This is a genomic window from Kitasatospora sp. NPDC028055 (assembly GCF_040637885.1).
Lineage (GTDB): Bacteria > Actinomycetota > Actinomycetes > Streptomycetales > Streptomycetaceae > Kitasatospora.
Genome location: NZ_JBEZXE010000012.1, coordinates 96445 through 121556, shown reverse-complemented (window position 1 = coordinate 121556; position 25112 = coordinate 96445). Strand labels below are relative to the sequence as shown.

Below are 25112 nucleotides of genomic sequence, written 5' to 3'. Positions count from 1 at the left end.
CACCGGGGCGGCGCGGACACCGCTCCCGAGTCTGGCAACGAGGTATATCAACGGGCCGGGCCGGTGGACCAGACCGTCCCGATGGGCGGATTCCCATCAAATCGCACGAAGCCACGGGGGCCCGAATAGGTGGCCCGTACGGTTGACAGACCTCCCGGGCCGCCGGATCCACCGGACGGACGTGGTGTCCAACGTCCAGGGGCAGACCCGGCCGGGGGTGTTCCACACCGACCCGGGACTGGCCCTCGCCTCCTTCCACCGGCTCGCCGCGCTACCGGTGGAGACCGCCGTCTTCGGGCACGGCGACCCGATCGCCGCCGGTGCCTCAGCCGCGCTGCGGGCCGCCGCCGAGCAGCACCCGCAGGTCTAGCGAGGGCCCCTGGCCCGGGCCGAGCCGCTCGGCCTCCCGCCGCCAGTGCGCGAGGTCGCGGCGCAGGTCGGCCCGGGCCTCCGGGGCGGTGCCGGGCTGCTCGGCCAGCGCCTCCAGCAGGGCGACGGCGGCGGCCCGGCCGCCGTCCCGGGCCAGCCAGAGGGCCAGGTCGTGGCAGGTGCGCAGAGTGCGCGGGTCGGCCGGGCCGCAGGTCCGGGCGAAGTCGGGGACGAGCTGGAGCAGCATGTCCACCGCGTCCCCGGGCCGGCCCTCGGCGCCGTGCTGCCAGGCCTGGTCGGCCCGGCGGCGCAGCTGCTCCGGGCTGGGCCCCGGCCCCTGCAGCCCGGGCCGGACCGCGCGCAGCAGCTCCAGCACCTCGGCGGCGTCGGCGGGCCGGTCCGCGGGCCGCTTGGCGAGCAGCCGGGCGACCAGCTCGGCCAGCGCCGGGTCCGTGCCGCGCAGCCGGGGCGGGGTCTCGTCCATGTGCTTGCGCATGTACTCGTACGGCGAGTCGGCGCGGAACGGCCGGCGGCCGGTGCTGACCTCGTACAGCATCACGCCGAAGGCGTAGAGGTCGGCCCGGCCGTCCACGGTGCCGCCGGACCAGCACTCGGGCGCCAGGTACGGGACGGTGCCGACCACGCTGCCGGTGGAGGTGAGCCCGACCGACTGGGTGAGCAGCCGGGCGATGCCGAAGTCCAGCACCTTGGCCCGGCCCCCGCCGTCCTGGATCATGACGTTCTCCGGCTTGATGTCCCGGTGGATCACCCCGCTGCGGTGCGCGACGTCGAGCGCCTCGCAGACCTGGGTCATCCAGGCCAGCGCGAGTCCGTGCTCCGGCAGGCCGTCCTTGAGCACCGCGGACAGCGGGCGGCCCCGGACCAGCTCCATCACCAGGTAGTGGAGCTCCCCCTCGGCACCGGCGACCCGGCCGTAGTCGTGCACCGTGACGATGTGCGGATGGGACAGGTTCCCGGCCAGCTTGGCCTCGCGGACGAACCGGCCGACGGCCTCCCGGTCGGCCGCGTGCTCGGCCAGCAGCAGCTTGACCGCGACCGGCCGGTCCAGCACGGTGTCGGTCGCCCGCCAGACCTCGCCGAAGCCGCCCTTGCCCAGCCACTCCTCCAGCCGGAAGCGGCCGCCGAGCACCTCACCCTTGCGCATGCCCTCCCCCAACGTGCCCCCGCCCGAACGGCGTTCGCCGTCGGAGGGGTCACCATAGCGGCGGTCGGGGACGAACGGGTGAACGACGGAGGCTCATGCCTTGGGCTTCGGAAGGCCCAGCGGGTTGATCTCGGAGGTCTGGACGGCCTCGTTCTCCAGGCCCCAGCGCTTGAGCACCTGCCCGTACGTCCCGTTCCTGATCAGCTCGTTGATGGCGCCGTTGAGCGCCTTGACCAGGCCGTTGTCCTTGTGGGTGGTGGCCGCGATCTTGCCGAGGACGTCCGCGCCGCCGCCCGAGTAGGTGCCGACCACCTCGGTCTCGCCGGTCTGCACGGCGTGGAAGGCCAGGCTGGGGTTGGGGCCGGTGTAGACGTCGATCCGGCCGGAGGAGAGCGCCAGGTAGTACTCGGTGCCGGAGAAGTACTTGATGTCGATCGGCTTGAGGCCGTTGCGGACGTTCTCCTCGCTCCAGGAGATCAGCAGCTTCTCCTGGTTGGTGCCGGTGGCGACGCCGACGGACCGGCCGGCCAGGTCCTTGGCGCCGGTGACCTTGATCCCGCTGCCCTTCTTGGTCTCGAAGCCGAGGACGTCCAGCCGGTAGGTGGCGAAGTCGTACTTCTCCTTGCGCTCCTCGGTGACGGTGATGTTGGACAGGCCGGCGTCGTACTTGCCGCTGTCCAGGCCGACGAAGATGTTCTCCCAGGAGACCGGGTTGAACTCGACCTTGAGGCCGAGCACGTCGCCGATCAGCGAGGCGATGTCCGGCTCGATGCCGATGATCGTCTTGTCGTCGTTGGCGTAGAAGTCCAGCGGCGGGGTGGTGCCGATCGAGTCGACGACCTTCAAGGTGCCTCTCTTCCGGATCTCCTCCGGGACGAGTGCCGCGATCGCGTCGACCTTCGCCGTCGAGACCCGGTTCTGCTGCGGCGACAGGTTCACCACGGTGCCGTTCGGCGCCGTGCTGCCCTTGGCCGGGGCGAGTTCCGCCGAGGCGCCGTTCGCGCCGCTGCCGCAGCCGGCCAGGACGAGGGCGGCGGCGAGCGAGCCGGCGGCGGTCACGAGGGCGCGACGGGGTAGGGACATGGCGGAACTCCTGCTCGGGTGAAGGGGGTTCGGTTCGGGGAGATTCGGGCGGGGTGCTACAGCACCTTGGCCAGGAAGGCCCGGGTGCGCTCCTGCCGCGGACGGTCCAGGACCTCGGCGGGCGGGCCCTGCTCGACCACCACGCCGCCGTCCATGAAGACCACGGTGTCGGCGACCTCGCGGGCGAAGCCGATCTCGTGGGTGACCACGATCATCGTGGTGCCGCTGCGGGCGAGGTCCTTGATGACGTCCAGCACCTCGCCGACCAGTTCGGGGTCGAGCGCCGAGGTCGGCTCGTCGAACAGCAGCACCTTGGGCTCCAGGGCCAGCGCCCGGGCGATCGCCACCCGCTGCTGCTGGCCGCCGGACAGCTGCCGGGGGTAGGCGGCGGCCTTGTCGGCCAGGCCGACCCGTTCCAGCAGCGCCAGCGCCGCCGCCCTGGCCTCGGCGCGCGGGCGGCCCAAGGCGGCGATCGGCGCCTCGACCAGGTTCTCCAGCACGGTCAGGTGCGGGAACAGGTTGAAGTTCTGGAACACGAAGCCGATGCCGGTGCGCTGGCGCAGCACCTCGCGCTCCTTGAGCTCGTACAGCCGGTCGCCGGAGCGGCGGTAGCCGATCAGCTCACCGTCGATGGCGACATGGCCGCGGTCCAGCTTCTCCAGGTGGTTGATCGCCCGCAGCAGGGTGGACTTGCCGGAGCCGGACGGGCCGAGCACCACGGTGACCGAGCCGGCCGGGACGTCCAGGTCGACCCCGCGCAGCACCTCCAGCCGGCCGAAGCTCTTGTGCAGGCCGCGGACCTGCACCATCGGGGCGGCCCCGGCCCCGGCGCCGTCGGTGCGGTCGGCCGGAGGGGTCGGGTCGGCCTTGGTCAGCGTGGTCACGGGGTTCCTCCGGGGGTGCGAACGGCGGTACGAGCGTCGGTACGGGCACCGGCGCGGGCGTCGGTGCGGACGGGCAGGCTGCGCAGCAGCGTCCGCAGGCGGTGCAGCGGGCCGGGCGGCGGGGTGCGCCGGGAGCCGCGGGCGAAGTAGCGCTCGACGTAGTACTGGCCGATCGACAGCACCGTGGTCAGCACCACGTACCAGACCGTGGCCACCATCAGCAGCGGCACCACCCGGCCGGTCCGGCCGTAGATCACCTGGGCCTGGTAGAACAGCTCGCCGATGGCCATCACATAGACCACCGAGGTGCCCTTGAGCAGCGAGATCACCTCGTTGGCGGCGGCCGGCAGGATGCCCCGCATGGCCTGCGGCAGCACGATCCGCCAGGCCTGCCGCCAGCGCGGGATGCCGAGCGCGGCGGCGGCCTCGCGCTGGCCGGCCTCCACCGCGATGATGCCGCCGCGGATGATCTCGGCGGCGAACGCGGCCTGGTGCAGCCCGAGTCCGAGCACCGCGGCGCCGAGCGCGCCGAGCACCCCGACCGTCTCGAACTCGCCGAAGGTCGGGCCGAACGGGATGCCGAAGCCGAACCGCTTGTAGAGGTAGGAGAGGTTGAACCAGAACACCAGCTGGACGATCAGCGGGATCGAGCGGAACACCCAGACGTACGCCCAGGCGATGGTCCGCAGCACCGCGCTGCGGGACAGCCGCATCCCGGCCACCACGGCGCCGAGCGCGAAGCCCAGCACCGTGCCGTAGGCGGTGAGTTCGAGGGTGCGTCCGATCGCCTGGAGGATGGTGTCGGCGGTGAAGTAGAGCCGGAAGGTGGCCCAGTCCCAGCCGGGGTTGGTGGCCAGGCCGTGCAGGAACTGGAGCAGGACGACGAGGGCGGCCGCCCCGGCCGCCCAGCGCCACGGGTGCCGGGCGGGGACGGTCCGCAGGCCGGCCAGCTCGGCGGCGTCGAGGCCGGGGCCGGGGGCGGGGCTGGGGCCGGGCGCGGGGGCGGGTCTCGGCGGGGACGGCGGTGCCGGGGTACTGGTGGTCATCGGAGGACTCCTTCGACAGGCCCTGCGGTCACGGGTGTTCGGGCGGGCTGATCTGCGACTCCTTGATCGCCGAGTCGGTGAGCCCCCACTTCCGGAGGATCCGCTCGTACGTCCCGTCCTTGATCAGCTGGTTGACCGCCGCCTGGAAGGCCGGGGTGAGCGGGGAGCCCTTCTTGAAGGCGAAGCCGACGTCCAGGCGGTGGAACTCGTTGAGGAAGCGCACCCCGGCGGCCTCCTGCGCGGCCTGGTGGCGCAGTCCGTTGATGGTGGACATCTCGACGTCCACCCGGCCCTGCTGGAGGCCGGTCAGCAGGGCGCCGCCCTCGCTGAACGCCTTCACCTCGTACGGCTTCTTCCCGGCGTCGGTGCAGACGTTCTTCTTGCTGTTGAGCGTGGTCTCGAAGGTGGTGCCGGCGCCGGTGCCGATGGTCAGTCCGCAGAGCTGGGCCAGGTCGGTGACCGGCTGGACGGACGTGTTGTCCTTCTTCACCGCGAAGCCCTGGCCGTCGTCGATGTAGGTGACGAAGTCGATGGTCTTCAGGCGGGCGGTGGTGACCCCGAAGTTGCCGGTGCCGACGTCGAACTTGCCGCTGTCCAGGGCGGGCAGGATGGTCTCGAAGGCGGCGTCCTGGCGCTGGACGGTCAGGCCGAGGACCTTGGCGACGGCGTCGGTGAAGTCCACGTCGACCCCGACCGGCTTCTTGGTGGTCTGGTCGGCGTAGTAGGCGCTGGGCGGGGCGCCGAAGGACGAACCGAACTTCACCACCCCGGACTTGCGCACCTCCTCGGGCAGCAGCGCGGCGGCGGCCTCCGACTTGCCGAGGCCGGAGACGACGTCCTCGGTGGCGGTGGCGGCCGGTCCGCCCGCCCCGGCCGCGCCCGCGATCTTCGGGTCCGAGCCGCAGGCGGCCAGTGCCAGGACCGGCAGCAGCGCGGTGGTCGCGAGGAGACGGCGGCGGACGGTGGTGGTTCTCACGGGGGGCCTTTCAGTGGGTCGGGACCAGCGTCGACGGGGCAGGGGCCGACGAGGCAGGGGTCGCGGGGGCAGGGGTCGCGGGGGCAGGGGTCGACGGGGCAGGGGCCGGCAGGGGCTTCTCGAACGGGAGCGGGCCGATGGTCAGGGGGTCGGCGCCGACGTCGAACAGCGGGGTGTAGCCGGCGGCCAGGTAGAGGCCCTTGGCCTCGGGCTGGCGCGGGCCGGTGGTGAGGTAGATCCGCCGGTAGCCGGCGGCCGCGGCGGTCCGCTCCAGCTCGGCGAGCACCCGGCGGGCCAGGCCCCGGCGGCGGTGCGCGGAGTGGGTCCACATCCGCTTCACCTCGGCGGTCCGCTCGTCGTACCGCTTGTACGCGCCGCCGGCCACCGGCTCGCCGTCCTCCAGCAGGAGCAGCAGCACTCCGTGCGGCTCGGCGAAGGCGTCGTCCGGGTAGCGGGTCATCTCCTGGTGGGCCTCGGGGCCGTAGCGGGTGACGTACTCGTGGGTGAGCTCGCGCAGCAGCGGCTCGACCAGCGGGTCCGCCAGGGTGACCCGGCGGAACTCCCACCCGGGGACCGGGCTCACGCCTGCACCGCGATCAGCTGGTGCCGGTCCCGCTCGGCGCGGGCCGCCGCCTCGGCCGCTACCTCGGCCTTGGCCGCGTCGCGCTTGGCGACCTCCTCGCGGACGATCGGGATCACGTACCGGCCGAAGTCGATCGCGTCGTCCAGCAGGTCGTAGCCGCGCGCGGAGAGGATGTCCACGCCCAGGTCGTAGTAGTCCAGCAGCGCCTGGGCGACCGTCTCCGGGGTGCCGACCAGCGCGTTGGAGTTGCCGGCCCCGCCGGTGGCCGCGGCGGTCGGGGTCCACAGCGCGCGGTCGTAGCGCTCGCCGGCCTCGGCGATCTCGATCAGCCGCTGCGATCCGGTGTTCTCCGGGGCCCCGCCGACCGGGCGGCGCCTGGTCACCGGCTCCCCGCTCTCGCGGCGGGCCCGGATGGCGGCCACCGTGCGGTGCGCCTTCTCCCAGGCCAGTTCCTCGGTGGGCGCGATGATCGGCCGGAACGCCACCTGGATCCGCGGCAGGTCGGTCCGCCCGGCGGCCCGGGCCGCCTCCCGCACCCGCTCGATCTGCTCGGCGGTGCGGGCCAGCGGCTCGCCCCACAGGCAGTAGATGTCGGCCTCGGCCCCGCCGGCCGCGTAGGCGGCGTCCGAGGAGCCGCCGAAGGAGACCGCCGGGCGCGGCTGCTGGACCGGGAAGACGTCGGAGACGAAGTCGTTGAAGCGGTAGTGCGGGCCCTCGTGGTCGAAGGGCTCCCGGCTGGTCCAGGCCTTCTTCACGATGCCGATGTACTCGCGGGTGCGCTCGTAGCGCTGGTCCTTGGTGAGGAAGTCGCCCTCGCGCTGCTGCTCGTGGTCGGTGCCGCCGGTGATGAAGTGGACGGTCAGCCGGCCCTCGCTGATCTGGTCGAGGGTCGCGAAGGTCTTGGCGGCGAAGGTCGGGTAGGAGACGTTCGGCCGGTGGGCGAGCAGGATCTGCAGCCGGTCGAGGTGCGAGGCGAGGAAGGCCGCCGCGGCCGCGGGCTCCGGGGAGCCGGAGCCGTACGCGAAGAGCACCCGGTCCCAGCCGTGGTCCTCGTGCGCCCGGGCCAGCCGCAGGGTGTAGTCGCGGTCGAAGGCGGCGGTGGTGCGCGGGTTGGTCTCCGAACCGTCGCCGGTGGCGGCGATGCCGAGGAATTCGACGGGCATGGCGGAACCTTTCGGGTGGGCTGACTCCGGTGGGCTGCGGGTGGGCAGGCCGGAGGCGGCCGCGGCGGGGCGCGGCCGTCGGGCACGGGGCGGTGGAGCGGTGACGCGGGCGTACAGGCGTACGGGCGTACGGACGCGGGAGGAGGGACGCGGAAGGACGGCGGATGCGAGCGGAACTGCCGGAGCGCAGAACGAGGGCGGTGGAGGGCGAGGCGGCAGCGTGCGCCTGACGATCCGTCAACTAGCGTGACGGACCATGGTTCCCGGCCCGCGACGGGGCACACCGAGGGAGGTCTCCCCGAAGGGATGCAGGGCCGGACGGGCGGCCCGCTGCCGGGTCAGCCGCGACACGCCGCGGACCACACCCGACCGAAGTCGATGTGGTCGCGGGTGACCAGGGGCTGCTCGGCGTACATGGCTCCAAGTTGAGCAGTCGGCCGAGCAGTACGTCAACCGTGCATCATTGCCGCACTGTTGCGATCTCCTGTCGCTTCTCCCGCCGCCCCCGAGCGGCCCCGACCGCGCCCCTACCGCCCCCCGATCACCCTTGACAGCCGTCGATCGCGCATGCGTACGATCGAGGTGGAGTGCAGTGCGTTGCGCCGGCCGCGTTGAGGGACGCGGGCCGGTGCGCGAGGGCCCGTACGTGATCACACCCGTACCTCTCCCCGCCCGCACTCCGCCCAGGAGCCGCCGCCATGGCCACCCCGCAGGACGTCCTGCCCGCCCCCGCACCCGCCGCCGCGCCCGCCCTCACCGAGAGCCCGCCGGCGCCCCCCGAGGCCCGGATCGTCGCCCGCCGCAGGCCCGGGCAGTGGATCGCCGCGGCCGCCGCCCTGCTGCTGGCCGCGATGGCGGTCGGCTCGGTGGTCCGCAACAAGGCCTTCCAGTGGGGCGTGGTCGCCGAGTGGTTCACCGCCCGGTCCGTCCTCGACGGCCTGACCCTCACCCTGTGGCTGACCGCCGTCACCCTCGCCCTCGGCTTCGTCCTCGGCACCGTCCTGGCCACCATGCGGCTGTCCACCAACCCGGTGCTGCGCACGCTCAGTTGGGGCTACATCTGGATCTTCCGCTCCACCCCGCCGCTGGTGCAGCTGCTGTTCTTCTTCAACATCGGCGCGCTCTACCCGACCCTCGGCCTCGGCATCCCCTTCGGCCCCGAGTTCGTCACGGTCAGGACCGTCAACCTGATCGGCCCGACCCTGACCGCCGTCATCGGCCTCACCCTGCTGGAGAGCGCGTACGCCGCCGAGGTGATCCGCGGCGGCATCCTCTCCGTCGACCGCGGCCAGCTGGAGGCGGCCGCCGCGCTCGGGCTCGGCCGGTGGCGGGTGCTGCGCCGGATCGTGGTGCCGCAGGCGATGCGCGCGATCGTGCCGAGCGCCGGGAACATGCTGATCGGGGCGCTCAAGGGCACCAGCATCGTCAGCGTGCTGGCCGTCTCCGACCTGCTCTACTCGGTGCAACTGGTCTATCTGCAGTCCTACCAGGTCATCCCGATGCTGATGGTCGCCACCCTCTGGTACCTGGTGGTCACCACCGTGCTGTCGATAGGCCAGTACTACGTCGAACGCCACTTCGCCAGGGGCGCCACCCGGGACGGCCTGCCGCCCACCCCGCTGCAGCGCGCCCGCGCCGCCCTCGCCCGGGTGGTCCGGGCATGACGACGACGCTCGTGATCGTCGGCGCCGGGCCGCGCGGCACCGGACTGCTGGAGCGGATCGCCGCCAACGCCGCCGAACTCCTGCCCGCCGACCGGCCGTTGGAGATCCACCTGGTCGACCCGTACCCGCCCGGCGCGGGCCGGATCTGGCGCCGCGACCAGTCCCCGCTGCTGCGGATGAACTCGATGGCCGAGGACGTCACCATGTTCACCGACGAGCGCTCCACCATCGAGGGCCCGGTCCGCCCCGGCCCCTCACTGGCCGAATGGGCCCTGCGGCAAAGGGAGTTCGCGCCCTACCGGGAGGTCGCCGACCCGGCCGTACGGGCCGAGCTGGCCACCCTGGCGCCCACCGACTTCCCCACCCGGCGCGCCCAGAGCGCCTACCTGGACTGGGTGTTCCGCCGCGCCGTCGCCGACCTGCCGGCCCACGTCACGGTCACCGTCCACCGGGGCACGGTACGGCGGATCGACGGACCGGCCGACGGCCCGCAGACCGTCCACCTGGACGGCACCACCCTCACCGCCGACCACGTCACCCTCACCCTCGGCCACCTCGACTCCGCCCCGCACCCCCGGTACGCCGCCGACGCCGCCTTCGCCGCCCGGCACGGCCGCTTCCACCTCCCGCCCGCCTACTCCGCCGACATCGAGGCCGAGTTGGCCCGGATCGCCCCCGGCGAGCAGGTGGCGCTGCGCGGCTTCGGCCTGGCCTCCGTCGACCTGGTCGCGATGCTCACCGAGGGGCGCGGCGGCTGCTTCGAACCCATCGGCGAGGGGCCCGCCCTGCGCTACCTCCCGTCCGGCCGCGAACCGGTGCTGCACCTGGGCTCCCGGCGCGGCGTGCCCTACCACTCCAAGACCGACTACCGGCTCCAGGGGCCGCCCGCCCCGCTCCCCCGGTACTTCGACGCGGCCGCCGTGGACGCCCTGCTCGCCACCGGCCGGCCGCTACGGCTGCGCCGCGACGTCTGGCCGGCGATGGCCAAGGAGGTCGGCTTCGGGCACTACCACGAGCTGTTCCACGCCCACCCGGAGCGCACCGCGCTGCCCTGGCCCGAGTTCCTCGCCCGGTACGACCGGCACGACTGGTACTCCCCCGAACTGGCCGCACTCGTCGCCGAGGCCGTCCCCGACCCGGCCGACCGGATCGACTTCGAACGGCTCGACCACCCGCTGGCCGGGCTCCAACTCGGCTCCGCCGAGGAGCTCCAGGCCCACCTGCGCGACTACGTCACCGCCGACGCCGACCGCCGCGCCGACCCGGCCCACAGCGCCGACCTGGGCGCCTTCCTCGCCCTGCTGTCGCTGTTCGGCCAGCTCCCGCGGATCCTCGCCTCCGGCCGGCTCACCGCCCGCTCGGTCGCCGAGGACGTCGACGAGTGGTTCTTCGGCTATTTCAGCTTCCTCGCCTCCGGCCCGCCCGGCTTCCGGCTGCGCCAGCTGCTCGCGCTCTCCGAGGCCGGGGTGGTGCGCTTCCTCGGCGCGGGCGTACGGATCGAGCGGGACGAGGCCACCGGCACCTGGCGGGCCTCCGGCAGCACCGTGCCCGGCCACGCCGTCACCGTCACCGCGCTGGTCGAGGCGTACCTGCCCAAGCACGCGCTGGCCCGCACCCTCGACCCGGTGCTGGACTCGCTGCACCGCGCCGGACGGGTGGCGGAGGAGGTGGTGAGCGACGCGGAGCACACCCACCGCTCCGGACTGGTCACCATCGACCCCGCCGACAGCCGCCTGATCGACCCGGCCCTGGGCAGCGCCCCGCACCCGCGCCGCACCGCACTCGGCCCCCACACCAGCCTCCGGGCGGCCGCCGCCTTCGCCCGGCCCCGCACCAACGCCCCGGCCTTCCGCCAGAACGACGCCGCCGCCCGGGCCCTGCTCCGCGCCCTGGCCGCACTCCCGGCGGCGGCCCTGGTGGGGTGAGGCCGGGGGCGGGGCGTCACGGCCCGAAGACCTCCACCAGCAGGTCCTCGTCCGAGACGAAGGGCGGCGCCGAGGCCACCCGCTCCGCGAGGCCCTTGACGCCCGTCCCGCGCTCCAGCTCGCGGGACAGCTCCGGGACGGGCTCCCCGGCGGTCCGGATCCACCGGACCAGCCGCAGCGCCTGGTCACGGTCGATCCGCACCCGCCAGGCGCGGACGGCCCGGTGCGGCGCGCGGTGGAACCGGGCCCGCTTCCGGTACTCCGCCAGGTCGGCCCCGGCCTGCACGCAGCGCCGATGGGCCGGGCCGAAGGCCTCCACCAGCTGGGGCAGCAGCTCCTCCAGGCGGGCCGCGGCGGCCGGGAAGTCGCCCAGCTGGGCGGAGCACGCCGCGAGGTCGACCCCGGCCTGGAGGACGAGCGGGCCGCGCGGGCCCCGGGCGCTCCGCAGCGCGGGCAGCAGCGCGGTCAACAGGCGGACGGCGGTGGCCGGATGGCCGCTCCTGCGGACCATCCCGGCCAGGTCGTACCGCACCTCCAGCACCTGCGGATCGAGCTGCCCGAGGACGGGCTGGAGGTCCGCCAGCAGGTCCTCCAGCAGCCCGACGGCCTGCGCCGGGCGGCGGTCCCGGTCGAGGTGCCGGGCGAGGTCCCGCCGGGCGGCGACGACCTCCGGGTCGGTCCCGCCGAGCGAGCGCACGGCCGCCTCGACCACCGGCCGGAGCCGGTGCACGGCCGCCGCGGGCCGCTCGTCCTGCACGGCCCCCACGGTCGCCGCCAGCCGGGCCCGGACGGCCACCGCGTCCTCGACCGGCCCGGGCGGTTCGACGGGGCGGCCGACCGGCCGGGGCGCCGGGTACAGCAGCGCGGGCCGGCCCACCGGCCGGAGCTTCGGCTGCCGGGCCGGGGCACGCCGCCGGACGGGTGCGGGCCGCTTCGCCAACTCCGCTTTCGGGGCGGCCGGTTCGGGGGTCGTCGGCTCCGGGCCCGTCGGCTTCGGGCCCGTCGGCTCCGGGCTCATCGACTCCGGGGCCGCCGGTTCCGGGGCAGCCGCGTCCGGCCCGACCCGGTCGACCGGTGTCGCCGTCGGCGGCAGCTCCCGGCCCTCCGCCAGGTCCGCGAAGCGCTGGGCGACCGCCCGGGCGTCGGCCGGCCGGTCCGCCGGCTCCTTCGCCAGCAACTGGACCAACAGGTCGGGGAGTTGGCGCGGCAGACCGTACTTCACCGGGTCCACCGCCGGGGGCGGCTCGTTGAGGTGCTGGTACATCAGCACCGGCGTCGAGTCCCCGGTGAACAGCCGCTTCCCGGTGAAGAGTTCGACCAGGACGCAGCCCAGCGCGTAGAGGTCCGCCCGGCCGTCCACCCGGCCGCCGGTCCACCGCTCCGGCGCCATGTACGGCGGACTGCCGATCACCGTGCCGACGGTGGTCAACCCGCTTGCCCCGACGTCCAGTTGGGCGATGCCGAAGTCCAGCACCTTGGCCAGGCCGTCCTCGGTGATCATCACGTTGTCCGGCTTGACGTCCCGGTGCACCATCCCCGCGTCGTGCGCGGCCGCCAGCGCCTCGCAGATCTGCCGGGCCCAGCGCAGGCCCACCTGCGGATCCGGCCGGCCCTCCCGGATCACCTGGGTCAGGGTGCGGCCGGTGAGCAACTCCATCACCAGGTAGGTGACCTGCTGGTCGTCGGCCTCGCTGTGGCCGAGGTCGTGCACGGTGACGATGTGCGGGTGCGACAGGTTGCCCGCCGCCGAGGCCTCCCGGGCGAACCGCAGCGCGGCCTTCGCCTGGTCTCCGTCGTCGTGCCGGATGACCTTGACCGCCACCGGCCGCCCGACCCGGGTGTCCTGGGCCCGCCAGACCACCCCGAATCCACCCTGGCCGAGCTTCTCCCGGAGCTCGTACCGGTCGTCGAGGACGTCACCGACCCGCACCTGCCCTCCCCCCAATCGGCTGTGTACCCACCGACTCTAGCGAGCGGCCCGGGCAGCGGCGCGCCCCGCCCTCACGGGCCGAAGATCTCCTCCACCACGTCCTCGTCCGAGACGTGGTCCGGCGCCTCGAACACCACGTCGGCGACGCCCTTGAGGCCGATGCCCCGCTCCAGCGCGCCGACGCAGGCGGCCGCCTCCTGGTCGGTGGCGAAGTCCCACACCCGCAACCGGCGGACCAGCACCAGGGCCTCGATCGGGCTCATCCGCGGCGCCCGGCGGCGGTGGTGGCCGCCCTTGCGGCCGGACTGGGCCAGCCGCTGCTGGTAGCCGGCCAGGTCCTGCCAGGCCTGGACGGTGTTCGGGTGGTGGTCGCCCAGCGCCCGGGCCAGCTCGGGCAGCAGCGCGTGCAACTGCACCACCGCGCCCTGGAGGTCGCCGCGGTTGGCCTGGTGGACGGCGAGGTCGTGCCGGGCCTTGAGGACCCGGCTGTCCTGCGGGCCCCAGGCCGCGGCCAGGTCCGGCAGGAGTTCGCGCAGCAGCCGGATCGCGGTGACCGCCGAGCCGCTCTCGCCGATGCACCAGGCGAGGTGGTAGCGGGCGCCGAGGGTGTCCGGGTCGGTCGGGCCGAGCGCGGAGCGCATGTCGGCCACCACACTGGAGAGCAGCCGGATCGCGCCGTCCAGGTCCCCGGTCCGGCTGAGGTACCAGGTGAAGTCCCGCCAGGCTCCCAGGGTGTCCCGGTCGCTCGCGCCGAGCGCGGTGACGCTCTCCTGGGCGACCGCCTGCAGCAGGATCGCCGACTCGCCCGCCGTCGCGGCCCGGTACGCGGCCGCACGGCGCTCGCGCAGCCCGGCCCGGACGGCGTCCCCGGACGCGGGGGCCGCGACCACCGGCGGGGTGGTCAGCGGGGACAGCACGGAGGGCGCCGCAGGAGCCGCGGGCGGCGCCGAAGGCACGGGCGGCGCGAGCGGTGCGACGGGCGGCGCCGGAGGCGGCGCGGGCGGCGCGACCGGCGCTGGCGGAACAACCGGAGCAGCGGGCACAGCAGGAGCCACCGGAGCGACCGGAACCGCCCGGTCCGCCCCCGCCGCCACCCCGTCGACCGGCCACCCGGCCAGCTCGGCGAGCCGCCGCTCGACCGTACGGGCGTCGGCCGGCCGCTCCGCCGGGTCCTTCGCCAGCAGCTCCGCGACCAGCCCGGCCACCTGGGGCGGCAGCCCGAACTGGGCCGGATCGAGCGCCGGGGGCGGCTCGTTGAGGTGCTGGTACATCAGCACCGGCGTCGAGTCCCCGCCGAACGGCCGTGCCCCGGTGAAGAGTTCGACCAGGACGCAGCCCAGCGCGTAGAGGTCCGCCCGCCCGTCCACCCGGCCGCCGGTCCACCGCTCCGGCGCCATGTAGGCGGGGCTGCCGACGATCGTCCCGGTGGTGGTCAGCCCGCCGGCGCCGGTGTCCAGCTGGGCGATGCCGAAGTCCAGCACCTTGAGGTGCCCGGCGTCGGTGATCATGACGTTGTCCGGCTTGATGTCCCGGTGCACCATGCCCGCGTCGTGGGCGGCCGCCAGGGCCCCGCAGATCTCCCGCCCCCAGCGCAGGCTGAGCGCGGGCTCGGGCAGTCCGGCCCGGAGCACCTCGGTCAGGGTGCGGCCGGTGAGCAGCTCCATCACCAGGAAGGTGACCTGCTGGTCGTCGGCCTCGCTCTGCCCCAGGTCGTGCACGGTGACGATGTGCGGGTGCGAGAGGTTCCCGGCCGCGCAGGCCTCCCGGACGAAGCGCAGTGCGGCCTTCGCCTGGTCGCCGCCGTGGTGCCCGATGACCTTGACGGCCACCGGCCGCTGCATCCGGGTGTCCTGGGCCCGCCAGACCACTCCGAAACCGCCCTGGCCGAGCTTCTCCCGCAGCTCGTACCGGCCGTCCAGAACGTCCCCGACTCGCACGCGCCCCTCCCCCACCCGTTGTGACGCCCAGACTCTACCGACGGCCGACAGCCCTCCCCACCTGACGGGCCTCCCCACCCGACGGCCCAGGTGGAAGGATGAGCGGAGAGCCCGCAACGGTGCGACGGCTCGGACCCGTACAGCCCCGAGGAGCGCAGTCATGGCCAAGCAGGCCCCGCAGAGCGACCCGGTGCAGGACGCCCCCGAGGTGTCCGCGCCCCAGCACGCGGCCGCCGGCCTGCCCGCCGTCGGTCACAGCCTGCGGATGGCCGCCGAGCAGATGGGCGCCCGGCGCACCCTCGCCACCCTGCTCAAGGTCAACCAGCCGGACGGCTTCGACTGCCCCGGTTGCGCCTGGCCGGAGCCCGGCAAGACCCACACCGCCGAGTTCTGCGAGAACGGCGCCAAGGCCGTCGCCGAGGAGGCCACCGAGCGCCGGATCCGGGCCGAGTTCTTCGCCGCCCACCCGGTCGCCGACCTGGCCGAACGCTCCGGCTACTGGCTGGGCCAGCAGGGCCGGCTCACCCAGCCGATGCTGCTGGACGAGGGCGCCACCCACTACACCCCGGTCTCCTGGGACGACGCCTTCGCGCTGATCGCCGAGGAGCTGCGCGCCCTGGAGACCCCGGACGGCGCCGCCTTCTACACCTCCGGCCGCACCAGCAACGAGGCCGCCTTCGCGTACCAGCTGTTCGCCCGCCGGTTCGGCACCAACAACCTGCCGGACTGCTCCAACATGTGCCACGAGTCGTCCGGTTCGGCGCTCACCGAGACGCTCGGCGTCGGCAAGGGCAGCGTCAGCCTCAAGGACCTCTACCAGGCCGACCTGATCATCGTGGCCGGCCAGAACCCGGGCACCAACCACCCCCGGATGCTCTCCGCGCTGGAGCGCGCCAAGCGGGCCGGTGCCACCGTGGTGAGCGTCAACCCGCTGCCGGAGGCGGGCCTGGAGCGGTTCAAGAACCCGCAGAACGCCCGCGGCCTGCTCGGCCACGGCACCAAGCTGACCGACCTCTTCCTGCAGATCCGCCTCGGCGGCGACCTGGCGCTGTTCCGCGCGCTCAACCGGATGATCCTGGAGGCGGACGGCGTGGACCGCGCCTTCGTCGCCGAACACTGCCACGGCTTCGAGGAGTTCGAGGAGCAGGCCCGGAAGACGGACCGCGAGGAGGTGCTCGCGGCGACCGGCCTGCCCTGGGAGCAGATCGAGGAGCTCGGCCGGCTGGTGCTGGCCTCGAAGAAGATCATCGTCTGCTGGGCGATGGGCCTCACCCAGCACAAGCACGCGGTGCCGACCATCCGCGAGGTGGTCAACTTCCTGCTGCTGCGCGGCAACGTGGGCCGCCCCGGCGCCGGGGTCTGCCCGGTGCGCGGGCACAGCAACGTCCAGGGCGACCGCACCATGGGCATCTTCGAGCGGCCCGCCAAGGCCTTCCTGGACGCGCTGGAGAACGAGTTCGGCTTCGAGCCGCCGCGCGCCCACGGCCTCGACTCGGTGGACACCATCCGGGCGATGCGCGACGGCAGGGTCAAGGTGTTCTTCGCGATGGGCGGCAACTTCGTCGCCGCGACCCCGGACACCGAGGTCACCGAGGCCGCGATGCGCCGCTGCCGGCTGACCGTCCACGTCTCCACCAAGCTCAACCGCTCGCACGTGGTCACCGGCGCCCGGGCCCTGATCCTGCCCACCCTGGGCCGCACCGACCGGGACGTCACCGCCGCCGGCGCCCAGTTCGTCAGCGTCGAGGACTCGATGGGCCAGGTCCACTCCTCGCGCGGCGGACTGCGCCCGCCCGCGCCGGGGCTGCTCTCCGAGACGGCGATCGTCTGCCGCCTCGCCCGCACCGTCCTCGGCCCGCGGGACACCGTGCCGTGGGAGGACTTCGCGACCGACTACGACACCCTGCGCGCCCGGATCGCCCGGGTGGTGCCGGGCTTCGAGGACTTCAACGAGAAGGTCCGCCGCCCCGGCGGCTTCACCCTCCCGCACGGCCCCCGGGACACCCGCACCTTCCCCACCGCCACCGGGAAGGCCAACTTCACGGTCAACCCGCTGACCGCCCCCGAGGTCCCGCCGGGCCGGCTACTGCTGCAGACCCTGCGCTCGCACGACCAGTACAACACCACGATCTACGGCCTGGACGACCGCTACCGCGGGATCAAGGGCGGTCGCCGCGTCGTCCTGGTCAACCCGGCGGACGCCGCCGAACTCGACCTCACCGAGGGCCGGTACGTCGACCTGGTCAGCGAGTGGACGGACGGCACCGAGCGCCGCGCCCCGCACTTCCGGGTCGTCCACTACCCCGTCGCCCGCGGCGGCGCGGCGGCCTACTACCCGGAGACCAACGTGCTGGTGCCGCTCGACTCCACGGCCGACATCAGCAACACCCCGACCTCCAAGGCCGTGGTGATCCGCTTCGAGCCCGACACCGGCGCGGCCGGGTAACGGCACCCCCGAACGGCACGGAGGCCGCCCGGCGTCCTGGGACGCGGGGCGGCCTCCTCGTGCCGGAGCCGTACGCGGTACCGGAGCCGAACGCGGTGCCGTAGCCGTACGCGATCAGTGCAGCAGGCCGCCGAGCGGCAGCGTGGCCGTGGGGCTGCCCGGCACGGGGGCGCTCGCCGAGCCGGTGCCGCTCGGGGTGCCGGTGCCCGACGGCGTCCCGGTGCCGGACGGCGTGCCGGTAGGGGTGCCCGTCGGCGTCTGGGTGGGCTTGTCGCTCGGCGTCTGGGTCGGCGTGCCCGTCGGCGTCTGGGTCGGGGTCCCGGTGGGCGTACCGGTCGGCGTGCCCGGGCCGGTCGGCGTCGTCGGCGTGCCGGTGCCGGACGGCGTCCCGGTCGGCGTGCCGGTGCCGCCCGGGGTGGGCGTGGCCGGGGTGCCGCCGGTGGCCGGCGGAGCCGGGGTCCGGTCGACCGGACTGGGCGCGATCGGGGTGACGGTGTCCCAGCCCTTCGGCAGGTCCGGCACCTTCCAGGCGCCGCCGGCGTCGTCGGCCGTGCCGTCCGGGTCGGGGCGGACGGCGCCGAGGATCGCCATCGAGCCGATCGGCGAGACCTTGATGAACGCGCCCGGCCGCGGCGCCTGGACGATCAGCCCGCCGCCGATGTACATCGCGACGTGCGAGGCGTCCTGGAAGTAGACCACCAGGTCGCCGGGCCGCAGCTGGTTCAGCGGGACGTGCTGCAGCTGCGCCCACTGCTCCTGGCTGGTGCGCGGGATCGCCTTCCCCGCGTGCAGCCAGGCCTGCGAGGTGAGGCCGGAGCAGTCGTAGGAGTCCGGGCCGGTGCCGCCCCACAGGTACGGCTTGCCGAGCTGGGCGAGTGCGAAGGCGACGGCGCCGCGGCCGGCCAGCGAGGGGGTGCGCTCGCCCTTGCCGAGGGCGCCGGAGGCGAGGAAGGCGAGCTGGGCCTCGTCGGCCTTGGCCTTCTCCAGCTGTTCGAGTTCGGTGCGCTGGGCGCCGGTGAGCGAGGAGACCAGCTGTTCGACCGAGGCGAGGTCGGCCGTGACCTTGGCCTTGGCGGCGTCCTGCTGGACGACCAGCGCCTGCGAGGTCTTGAGGGCTTCCTCGGTCTGCTTCTTCAAGCCGTCGAGCGCGTCCCGGTCGGCCTTGAGCTTGTCCAGGAACTCGGACTGCGAGCGGCTGGCCGCGGCGAGCAGCTCGGCGATGGTGACGGCCTCGTACGGGTCCTTGGAGAGCAGCAGCTCGGCGTAGGCGGAGGAGGCGCCGTTGCGGTACTGGGCGGCGGCGAGCTGGGAGGCGATGTCCGTCCCGGCGTCGACCTGCTTCTGCTGCTTGTCGAGCCTGCCCTGGAGGTCGGTGAGCGTGGTCTGCTGCTCGGCGACCTTGGCGACCGCGCCGTTGTACTGCTCGGTGGCGGCCTCGGCGCTCTGGTAGAGCCCGTGCAGCTGGTCGAGCAGCGGGCCGAGGGTGGCCTTGGCCGCGGCGAGCGGGTCGGCTCCGGGGGCGACGGCGGCGCCGGCGCCCGGGTCGGGTGCCGCGTAGGCGGCCTGGGTGGCGACCGGCAGCGCCAGCGCGGCGGCCGCGAGGACGGCTCCGCACCGCAGGGCCGCCCGCACCCAGGGGCGTACTCCTGTTGTCTCCGTGCGCTGTGCAGCCCCGCCCATGGGTGGTCCTCCCCGCCCTTGCCCTGTCCTGCCGGTGCGCCGCCCGCGGGCTCCCCCGGGAACGATCCCGCAGATCCTCCCACGGGTTACTCGTCGGAAACAGAGCGCACGCGGACCGGGAGGTTAATTCTCGATTGAACTGTTGATCTGCCGACCCGTTGATCCGCGCGGCAGCTGTGAGACAGGTCTCAGCAAACGGGGGCGAAACAGGACGTTCTCCGCCAATGCCCAGCTCAGCGCGGCCCAGGACACCCCTCCGAAAGCTCCCGGACACCGGTGGGTCACCGGCGGAACCACGATTCCCGGCTCAGTTCACCTTCCGTTTACCCAACAGACCTACGGTCGCGAGGTCATCAACGTCCGTGCGACAACTACGACGATTGTTTGGGTATGGAACACATCTCGTTCCTGGTAGCCGTTGTGATCATCACGGCGCTCGCCTTCGACTTCACCAACGGGTTCCACGACACCGCCAACGCGTCCGCCACCGCGATCGCGACCGGGGCCCTCCGTCCGAAGGTCGCGGTCACCATCGCGGCCCTGCTCAACTTCGCAGGCGCGTTCCTGTCGGTGAAGGTCGCCACCACCATCTCCGGTGGCATCGTCAACGAGAAGGCCGGCATCCACCCCGAGGTGATCTTCGCCGCCCTGGCCGGCGCGATCCTCTGGAACCTGCTGACCTGGCTGCGCGGTCTGCCGTCCAGTTCCTCGCACGCCCTGTACGGCGGCCTGATCGGCGCCACGATCGTCGGCGTCGGCATGAACGGCGTCAACTTCGACACCGTGATCACCAAGATCATCATCCCGGCGGTCGCCTCCCCCCTGGTCGCCGGCCTCGCCTCCTGGGGCGCCACCAAGCTGGCCTACGCGATCACCCGCAGGGGCAACGGCGCCGCCACCGACAAGGGCTTCAAGACCGGCCAGATCTTCTCCTCCTCGCTGATCTCGCTGGCGCACGGCACCAACGACGCCCAGAAGACGATGGGCATCATCACCCTGACCCTGGTCTCGGTCGGCGCCCTGCCGCACGGCGCGCTGCCCCCCACCTGGGTGATCGTCTCGGCGGGCGCCGCGATCGCGCTCGGCACCTACATGGGCGGCTGGCGGATCATCCGCTCGATGGGCAAGGGCCTGGCGGACATCAAGCCGCTGCAGGGCTTCGCCTCCGAGTCGGCCGTCTCCACCGTCATCCTGACCTCCTCGCACATGGGCTTCGGCCTCTCCACCACCCAGGTCTGCACCGGCGGCATCATGGGCGCCGGCCTCGGCGGCCCGAAGCCGGAGCTGCGCTGGAGCCTGGTCCGCCGCATGGTCTACACCTGGGGCCTGACCCTGCCGGCCGCCGGCCTGGTCGCCGGCGGAGCGGCCGTACTGGCCCGCCAGGGCGCCTGGGGCGTCGCCCTGGTCGGCGCCGTGCTGGTGGCCGGTTCGGCCACCATGTGGGTCATCTCCCGCCGCCAGCCGGTCGGCGCGGACAACGTCAACGACGTCCCCGAGGTCACCCCGGTCGAGGTCACCCCCGTCGAGGTCGCCGCCACCCCGGCCACCGCCGCCCCCACCCCCGCCTCGACCACGGTCGCGGCCTGAGCGCCGCAGACCGAGGAGCACTCCCATGCACATCAAGTGGAACGCCCTGGCCCAGACCGCCGGCATCAGCTTCGGCGTCACCGTCGCCGTGGTCGCCGTCTTCGCCCTCGGCATCCTGGCGCTGTCCCGCCGGGAGGCCGCGCTGAGCTCCCGCGAGGCGGGCGGTCAGGCGGCCGGCGGCGGCAAGCCCGCCCTGCTGGCCGGCGCGTACGCCTGTTTCGCGCTCTGCGCCTGCGCCGTGGTCTACGGCCTGGTGCTGATCGCCGCGCCGTAAGGCATCGCGGCTCGGTGCCGCGCCGTAAGGCACCACGGCACCGAGCGACGCCGACGGGCCGGGGAGAGTCGAACTCTCCCCGGCCCGTCGGCGTTCGTGCCTGCGCGCTTCCCCGCCCCGGTCAGCTCTCCTGGGTGGTCCGCAGCGCGGTCTCCCGGATGAACAGCACGGTGATGAAGGACAGCGCCGCGAAGGGCGCGGCCCACAGGAAGACCGTGCCGACGCCGTGGCCGAACGCGTCGGTGACCAGCGGCAGGATCGGGGCCGGCAGCTTCGCCAGGTCCGGGATGCCGCCGCCGGAGGCCGCGGCCCCGGCCGGGATGTGCGCCGCGGCGAGGTTCTCGGCCAGGTAGTGGCCGACCTTGTTGGACATCAGCGCGCCCAGCGCGGAGACGCCCATCGCGCCGCCCATCGTGCGGAAGAAGGTGACGACGGAGCTGGCCGCGCCGAGCTCGTGCCGGGGCACCGTGTTCTGCACCGCGAGCACCAGGTTCTGGCTGGTCAGGCCGAGGCCGATGCCGGTGAGCGCCATGTAGAGCGAGAGCAGCCCGTAGTTGGTGTCGACCCGGGCGGTGCCGAGCAGGCCGAAGCCGATCGCGAGCAGCGCGGTGCCGGCGACCAGGTAGGCCTTCCACCTGCCGTACTTGGTGATCAGCCGGCCGGCCACCGCGGAGGAGACCGCCAGGCCGATGATCATCGGCAGCGTCATCAGGCCGGCCGTCGTCGGGGACTTGTCCCGGGCCAGCTGGAAGTACTGGCTGAGGAAGGTGGTCGCGCCGTACATCCCGACGCCGACCAGCACGCTGGCGATCGCGGCCAGGGTGACGGTGCGGTACTTGAACAGCGACGGCGGGATGATCGGCTCGGCGGCGCGGCGCTCGACCACCACGGCCAGCGCGGCCAGCAGCACGCCACCGCCGACCATGGCCGCGGTCTGCCAGGACAGCCACGGGTAGTCGGTGCCGGCCAGCGTGATCCAGATCATCAGCAGGCTGACGGCGCCGGTGATGACCAGCGCGCCCAGGTAGTCGATCTTCGCCGGGCGCTTGACCACCGGCAGCTTGAGGGTGCGCTGCACCACCAGGATCGCGGCCAGCGCGAACGGGATGCCGACGTAGAAGCACCAGCGCCAGCCGAGCCAGGAGGTGTCGACGATGACGCCGCCGATCAGCGGGCCGCCGATGGTGGCGAGGGCGAACACCGCGCCGAAGTAGCCGCTGTACCGGCCGCGCTCGCGCGGCGGGACCATCGCGGCCAGGCAGATCTGGCCGAGCGCGACGACGCCGCCGGCGCCGATGCCCTGGAGGGCGCGGCAGGCGATCAGCTCGCCGGTGTTCTGCGAGAGGCCGGCCAGCGCGGAGGTGGCGATGTAGATCAGCAGGGCTATCTGGAGCAGCAGCTTCTTGCTGGCCAGGTCGGAGAGCTTGCCCCAGATCGGGGTGGAGGCGGTCAGCGTGAGCAGGGCCGCGGTGATCACCCAGGTGTAGGCGGACTGGCCGCCGTGCAGGTCGGTGAGGATGTGCGGCAGGGCGTTGGAGACGACGGTCGACGAGAGCACGGCCACGAACAGGCCGAGCAGCAGGCCGGACAGTGCCTCCATCACCTGCCGGTGGGTCATCGGACGGTCGTCGACGGCGGCTGCGGCGCCGGTCGAGGCCTGGGTGGTCACGGTCATCTGGGTCCTTCGGCGAGGCGGACGGCTACGGGGCGGGGCGCAGGGCGCGGCGTGCGGGGTACACGGGCAGGAAAATTCGTTGCCTTAAGCAACCATACGACTGATAGTTGAGTAAGGCAACCTTCTTCAAGCCCAAGTAAAGCCCCGCCCGGCGTGAGAGTTCCGCCACTTCGGCGCGGCCCGCCGGGCCCTCGCCCCGACCCGACGCCCCGTCACCACCAGGCACTCCTCGTCCGCCGCGGCGCCGGCGCCGCCCAGCGGCAGTGGCCGAGAACCGGCGCGGGAGGTAGGAAGAGCAAGTTAGTTCATGGTATTAAGTATCCGTTTTCCGCCGATACGCAAGGAGATGTGGATGACCGCCCCGGGGCAGGGATTCGTCGCCGAACTGAAGGGCGCGGTCACACCGCGTGCGGCACTGCTGGTGATCGGCGTGCTGCTGCTGCAGCTCGGGTTCATCACCTCGTACGTCGGGGCGCTGCACCACCCGACGCCGCACAAGCTGTCGATCGCGGTGGTCGCCCCGCCGCAGGTCACGCCCAAGCTGGTCCAGGCCCTGGAGTCGGTGCCGGACGAGGCGGTCAAGCCGGTCACCGCGCCGGACACCGAGACGGCCACCCAGCAGATCAAGGACCAGAAGATCTACGCCGCGCTGGTCGTGGACCCGAACGGCACCCAGGACACCCTGCTGACCGCCGGCGCCCGCGGCACCTCGGCCGCCAAGGCCGCCGAGAGCATCACCACCGCGCTGGACAAGTCCCAGGGCCGCACCGTCAAGGTCGAGGACGTCGTGCCGCTGGCCAAGGGCGACACCAACGGCCTCACCGGCTTCTACCTGGTCATCGGCTGGTGCGTCGGCGGCTACCTGGTCGCCTCCATCCTCGGCATCAGCGCCGGCTCCAAGCCGGCCAACGTCCACCGCCTGCTGATCCGCCTCGGCGTCCTCGCGCTGTACTCGGTCGGCGCCGGGCTCGGCGGCACGATCATCGCCGGGCCGGTGCTGGACGCGATGCCCGGCTCGATCCTGTCGCTGACCGCCCTCGGCGCCCTGGTGGTGTTCACCGTCGGCGCCTTCACCATGGCCCTGCAGTGCCTGTTCGGCATCATCGGCATCGGCCTCGCGGTGCTGGTCTTCGTGGTGCTCGGCAACCCGAGCGCCGGCGGCGTCTACCCGGCCCCGATGATGCCTCCGTTCTGGCGGGCGATCGGCTCGCTGATCCCGAACGGCGCCGGCACCAGCGCCACCAAGTCGATCGCCTACTTCGGCTCCACCAACCTGGGCATGCCGATCCTGGTCCTGGTGGTCTGGGCGCTGGTCGGCGTCGCCGTCGCCTTCCTGGCCGTCCTGCGCACCCCGCGCGAGGCCGGGCGCGAGCTCGACGCCGAGGCCCCCGCCGCGGCCTGAGCCCCGGCGCACCGCCCACGGCACCGGACGGGCCCCCGACCGCAGTGGTCGGGGGCCCGTTGCTGTTCCGGGGGCCCGCTCCTGTCAGGGGCCGGTCGGCTCAGCCGCCCGCGAGCGGCCCCGGGTCGGCGACGATCGCGCGCACCACGCCCACCGCCGCCCCCAGCAGCGGCCCGCGCCGGCCGAGCCGGGAGACCGTGAGCCGGTCCTCCGCCCAGGGCCGGACCGTCACCCGGGCCGCCAGCTCGTGCCGCATCGCCGGCACCAGCCAGGGCGCCAGCCGGGCGTAGCCGCCGCCCAGCACCACCTCGGCCGGGTCCAGCAGGTTGACCGCCCCGGCGGCGGCGATGCCGAGTGCGGCCCCCGCCCCGGCCAGCGCCGTCCGGACCGGCTCGTCCCCGGCGCCGGCGCGTTCGGCGAGCAGCGCCACCCAGTCGCCGGGCACCCCGGCCAGCCCCGCCGCCCGCAGCACCGCCGCCTCTCCCGCGTACTGCTCCAGGCAGCCGTGCGAGCCGCAGGCGCAGCGCCGCCCCTCGGGGTGGACAGGCATGTGGCCCAGCTCGCCCGCGTAGCCGCGCGACCCGCGCAGCAGCCGGCCGCCGACCACCACGGCGGCGCCGACGCCGGCCTCGGCGGAGACGTACAGGAAGTCCTCCGGGCCCTCGCCCAGCCAGCGTTCGGCCAGGCCGCCGAGGTTGGCCTCGTTGTCCGCGTCGACCGGCAGTTCGGCCAGGCCGTCGCCGACCACGCGCAGCGCCGGGCGCAGCTCGGCGGCCAGCGGGACGTCCTGCCAGCCGAGGTTGGCGGCCCGCTGGAGCACCCCGCCGCTGCCGACCAGCCCGGGCACGGCCAGGGTCAGCCCGGCCGGGCGCAGGCCGGACTCGGCGACGGCCGAGCGCACCAGCCGGGCCAGGTCGGCCATCACGGCGGCGGGTTCCCGGCCGTGGTTGGCGCTCTCCTCGCGCCGCCAGGCCCGGACCTCGCCGCGCAGGTCGACCACGCAGACGCCGAGGTGGCGGACCCCGATCTCGGCGCCGAGGCCGCCGGGCCCGAGCGGGTTGAGGCCGAGCGCGGTGCCGGGGCGGCCGACCTTGCCGCTGGGGGCGGCCGGGCCCTCCTCGACGACCAGGCCGGCCGAGATCAGCTGTTCGGCGAGCGAGGAGACCGCGGCCCTGGTCAGGCCGGTTCCGGCGGCCACCTCGGCGCGCGAGCGGGGGCCGCGCGCGATCAGGCCGAGCACCAGGGCCAGGTTGGCCCGGCGCATCCCCTGCTGGCTGGCGGGCCCGGTCCGGACGCCGTCCGGCTCCCCGCGCATAACCCTCA

General features: G+C 73.9%; 19 protein-coding genes. 7 read left to right on the top strand and 12 right to left on the bottom strand.

Going from position 1 to position 25112, the window contains the following annotated elements:
* The first annotated feature begins 142 nt into the window (after positions 1 to 142).
* Positions 143 to 370 carry a hypothetical protein gene (locus tag AB0F71_RS15915; RefSeq protein WP_360233561.1) on the top strand — a complete coding sequence of 76 codons (228 nt, stop codon included), beginning with the start codon at positions 143 to 145 and terminating at the stop codon, positions 368 to 370.
* On the opposite strand, the gene AB0F71_RS15910 is transcribed toward AB0F71_RS15915, so the two are convergent.
* From AB0F71_RS15910 to AB0F71_RS15880, 7 genes are all read right to left on the bottom strand, one after another.
* Positions 326 to 1534, bottom strand: a complete 1209-nt coding sequence (locus AB0F71_RS15910; protein ID WP_360233558.1) for a serine/threonine-protein kinase — start codon at positions 1532 to 1534, stop codon at positions 326 to 328. The genes AB0F71_RS15915 and AB0F71_RS15910 overlap by 45 nt on opposite strands.
* Before the next feature lie 93 nt (positions 1535 to 1627).
* The gene (locus AB0F71_RS15905; protein WP_360233555.1) at positions 1628 to 2617 is read right to left on the bottom strand and encodes an ABC transporter substrate-binding protein; all 990 of its coding nucleotides are present in this window, start codon (positions 2615 to 2617) and stop codon (positions 1628 to 1630) included.
* Positions 2618 to 2673: 56 nt separating this feature from the next.
* Positions 2674 to 3426: an amino acid ABC transporter ATP-binding protein gene (locus AB0F71_RS15900; protein ID WP_360233704.1), complete on the bottom strand. Its 753-nt coding sequence runs from the start codon at positions 3424 to 3426 to the stop codon at positions 2674 to 2676.
* A gap of 71 nt (positions 3427 to 3497) precedes the next feature.
* Positions 3498 to 4547: an amino acid ABC transporter permease gene (locus AB0F71_RS15895; RefSeq protein WP_360233552.1), complete on the bottom strand. Its 1050-nt coding sequence runs from the start codon at positions 4545 to 4547 to the stop codon at positions 3498 to 3500.
* Between the two features lie 28 nt (positions 4548 to 4575).
* Positions 4576 to 5523 carry an ABC transporter substrate-binding protein gene (locus tag AB0F71_RS15890; RefSeq protein ID WP_360233549.1) on the bottom strand — a complete coding sequence of 316 codons (948 nt, stop codon included), beginning with the start codon at positions 5521 to 5523 and terminating at the stop codon, positions 4576 to 4578.
* Between the two features lie 10 nt (positions 5524 to 5533).
* The gene (locus AB0F71_RS15885; RefSeq protein WP_360233546.1) at positions 5534 to 6106 is read right to left on the bottom strand and encodes a GNAT family N-acetyltransferase; all 573 of its coding nucleotides are present in this window, start codon (positions 6104 to 6106) and stop codon (positions 5534 to 5536) included.
* A complete protein-coding gene (locus AB0F71_RS15880; protein ID WP_360233543.1) occupies positions 6103 to 7269 on the bottom strand; it encodes an LLM class flavin-dependent oxidoreductase in 1167 nt (388 codons plus the stop codon). The genes AB0F71_RS15885 and AB0F71_RS15880 overlap by 4 nt, the downstream gene beginning before the upstream one ends.
* Positions 7270 to 7967: 698 nt before the next feature.
* Here AB0F71_RS15880 and AB0F71_RS15875 point away from each other — a divergent pair.
* Both AB0F71_RS15875 and AB0F71_RS15870 read left to right on the top strand, forming a co-directional pair.
* Complete coding sequence (locus AB0F71_RS15875) at positions 7968 to 8933, top strand: amino acid ABC transporter permease (RefSeq protein WP_360233540.1); 966 nt, start codon at positions 7968 to 7970, stop codon at positions 8931 to 8933.
* Positions 8930 to 10858 carry an FAD/NAD(P)-binding protein gene (locus AB0F71_RS15870; RefSeq protein WP_360233537.1) on the top strand — a complete coding sequence of 643 codons (1929 nt, stop codon included), beginning with the start codon at positions 8930 to 8932 and terminating at the stop codon, positions 10856 to 10858. The genes AB0F71_RS15875 and AB0F71_RS15870 overlap by 4 nt, the downstream gene beginning before the upstream one ends.
* Positions 10859 to 10874: 16 nt before the next feature.
* Here the strand turns inward: AB0F71_RS15870 and AB0F71_RS15865 are convergent, their stop codons facing one another.
* Both AB0F71_RS15865 and AB0F71_RS15860 read right to left on the bottom strand, forming a co-directional pair.
* Positions 10875 to 12788 carry a protein kinase gene (locus AB0F71_RS15865; RefSeq protein WP_360233534.1) on the bottom strand — a complete coding sequence of 638 codons (1914 nt, stop codon included), beginning with the start codon at positions 12786 to 12788 and terminating at the stop codon, positions 10875 to 10877.
* Between the two features lie 71 nt (positions 12789 to 12859).
* Complete coding sequence (locus AB0F71_RS15860; protein ID WP_360233531.1) at positions 12860 to 14725, bottom strand: serine/threonine-protein kinase; 1866 nt, start codon at positions 14723 to 14725, stop codon at positions 12860 to 12862.
* Positions 14726 to 14885: 160 nt separating this feature from the next.
* Between AB0F71_RS15860 and AB0F71_RS15855 the strand changes: the two genes are divergently transcribed.
* Positions 14886 to 17171, top strand: a complete 2286-nt coding sequence (locus AB0F71_RS15855) for an FdhF/YdeP family oxidoreductase (RefSeq protein ID WP_360233528.1) — start codon at positions 14886 to 14888, stop codon at positions 17169 to 17171.
* Between the two features lie 114 nt (positions 17172 to 17285).
* Here the strand turns inward: AB0F71_RS15855 and AB0F71_RS15850 are convergent, their stop codons facing one another.
* A complete protein-coding gene (locus tag AB0F71_RS15850; protein WP_360233525.1) occupies positions 17286 to 18803 on the bottom strand; it encodes an NlpC/P60 family protein in 1518 nt (505 codons plus the stop codon).
* A 438-nt stretch (positions 18804 to 19241) separates the two neighbouring features.
* Between AB0F71_RS15850 and AB0F71_RS15845 the strand changes: the two genes are divergently transcribed.
* Positions 19242 to 20438, top strand: coding sequence for an inorganic phosphate transporter (locus AB0F71_RS15845; protein ID WP_360233522.1), 1197 nt, complete (start codon positions 19242 to 19244; stop codon positions 20436 to 20438).
* A gap of 25 nt (positions 20439 to 20463) precedes the next feature.
* Positions 20464 to 20712, top strand: coding sequence for a hypothetical protein (locus tag AB0F71_RS15840; protein WP_360233519.1), 249 nt, complete (start codon positions 20464 to 20466; stop codon positions 20710 to 20712).
* 121 nt (positions 20713 to 20833) lie between these two features.
* Here the strand turns inward: AB0F71_RS15840 and AB0F71_RS15835 are convergent, their stop codons facing one another.
* The gene (locus AB0F71_RS15835; RefSeq protein ID WP_360233516.1) at positions 20834 to 22387 is read right to left on the bottom strand and encodes an MDR family MFS transporter; all 1554 of its coding nucleotides are present in this window, start codon (positions 22385 to 22387) and stop codon (positions 20834 to 20836) included.
* 352 nt (positions 22388 to 22739) lie between these two features.
* Here AB0F71_RS15835 and AB0F71_RS15830 point away from each other — a divergent pair, with 352 nt between their 5' ends.
* A complete protein-coding gene (locus AB0F71_RS15830) occupies positions 22740 to 23789 on the top strand; it encodes an ABC transporter permease (RefSeq protein WP_360233513.1) in 1050 nt (349 codons plus the stop codon).
* Positions 23790 to 23889: 100 nt separating this feature from the next.
* Here the strand turns inward: AB0F71_RS15830 and AB0F71_RS15825 are convergent, their stop codons facing one another.
* Positions 23890 to 25104: an ROK family transcriptional regulator gene (locus AB0F71_RS15825; protein WP_360233510.1), complete on the bottom strand. Its 1215-nt coding sequence runs from the start codon at positions 25102 to 25104 to the stop codon at positions 23890 to 23892.
* Positions 25105 to 25112: the final 8 nt, after the last annotated feature.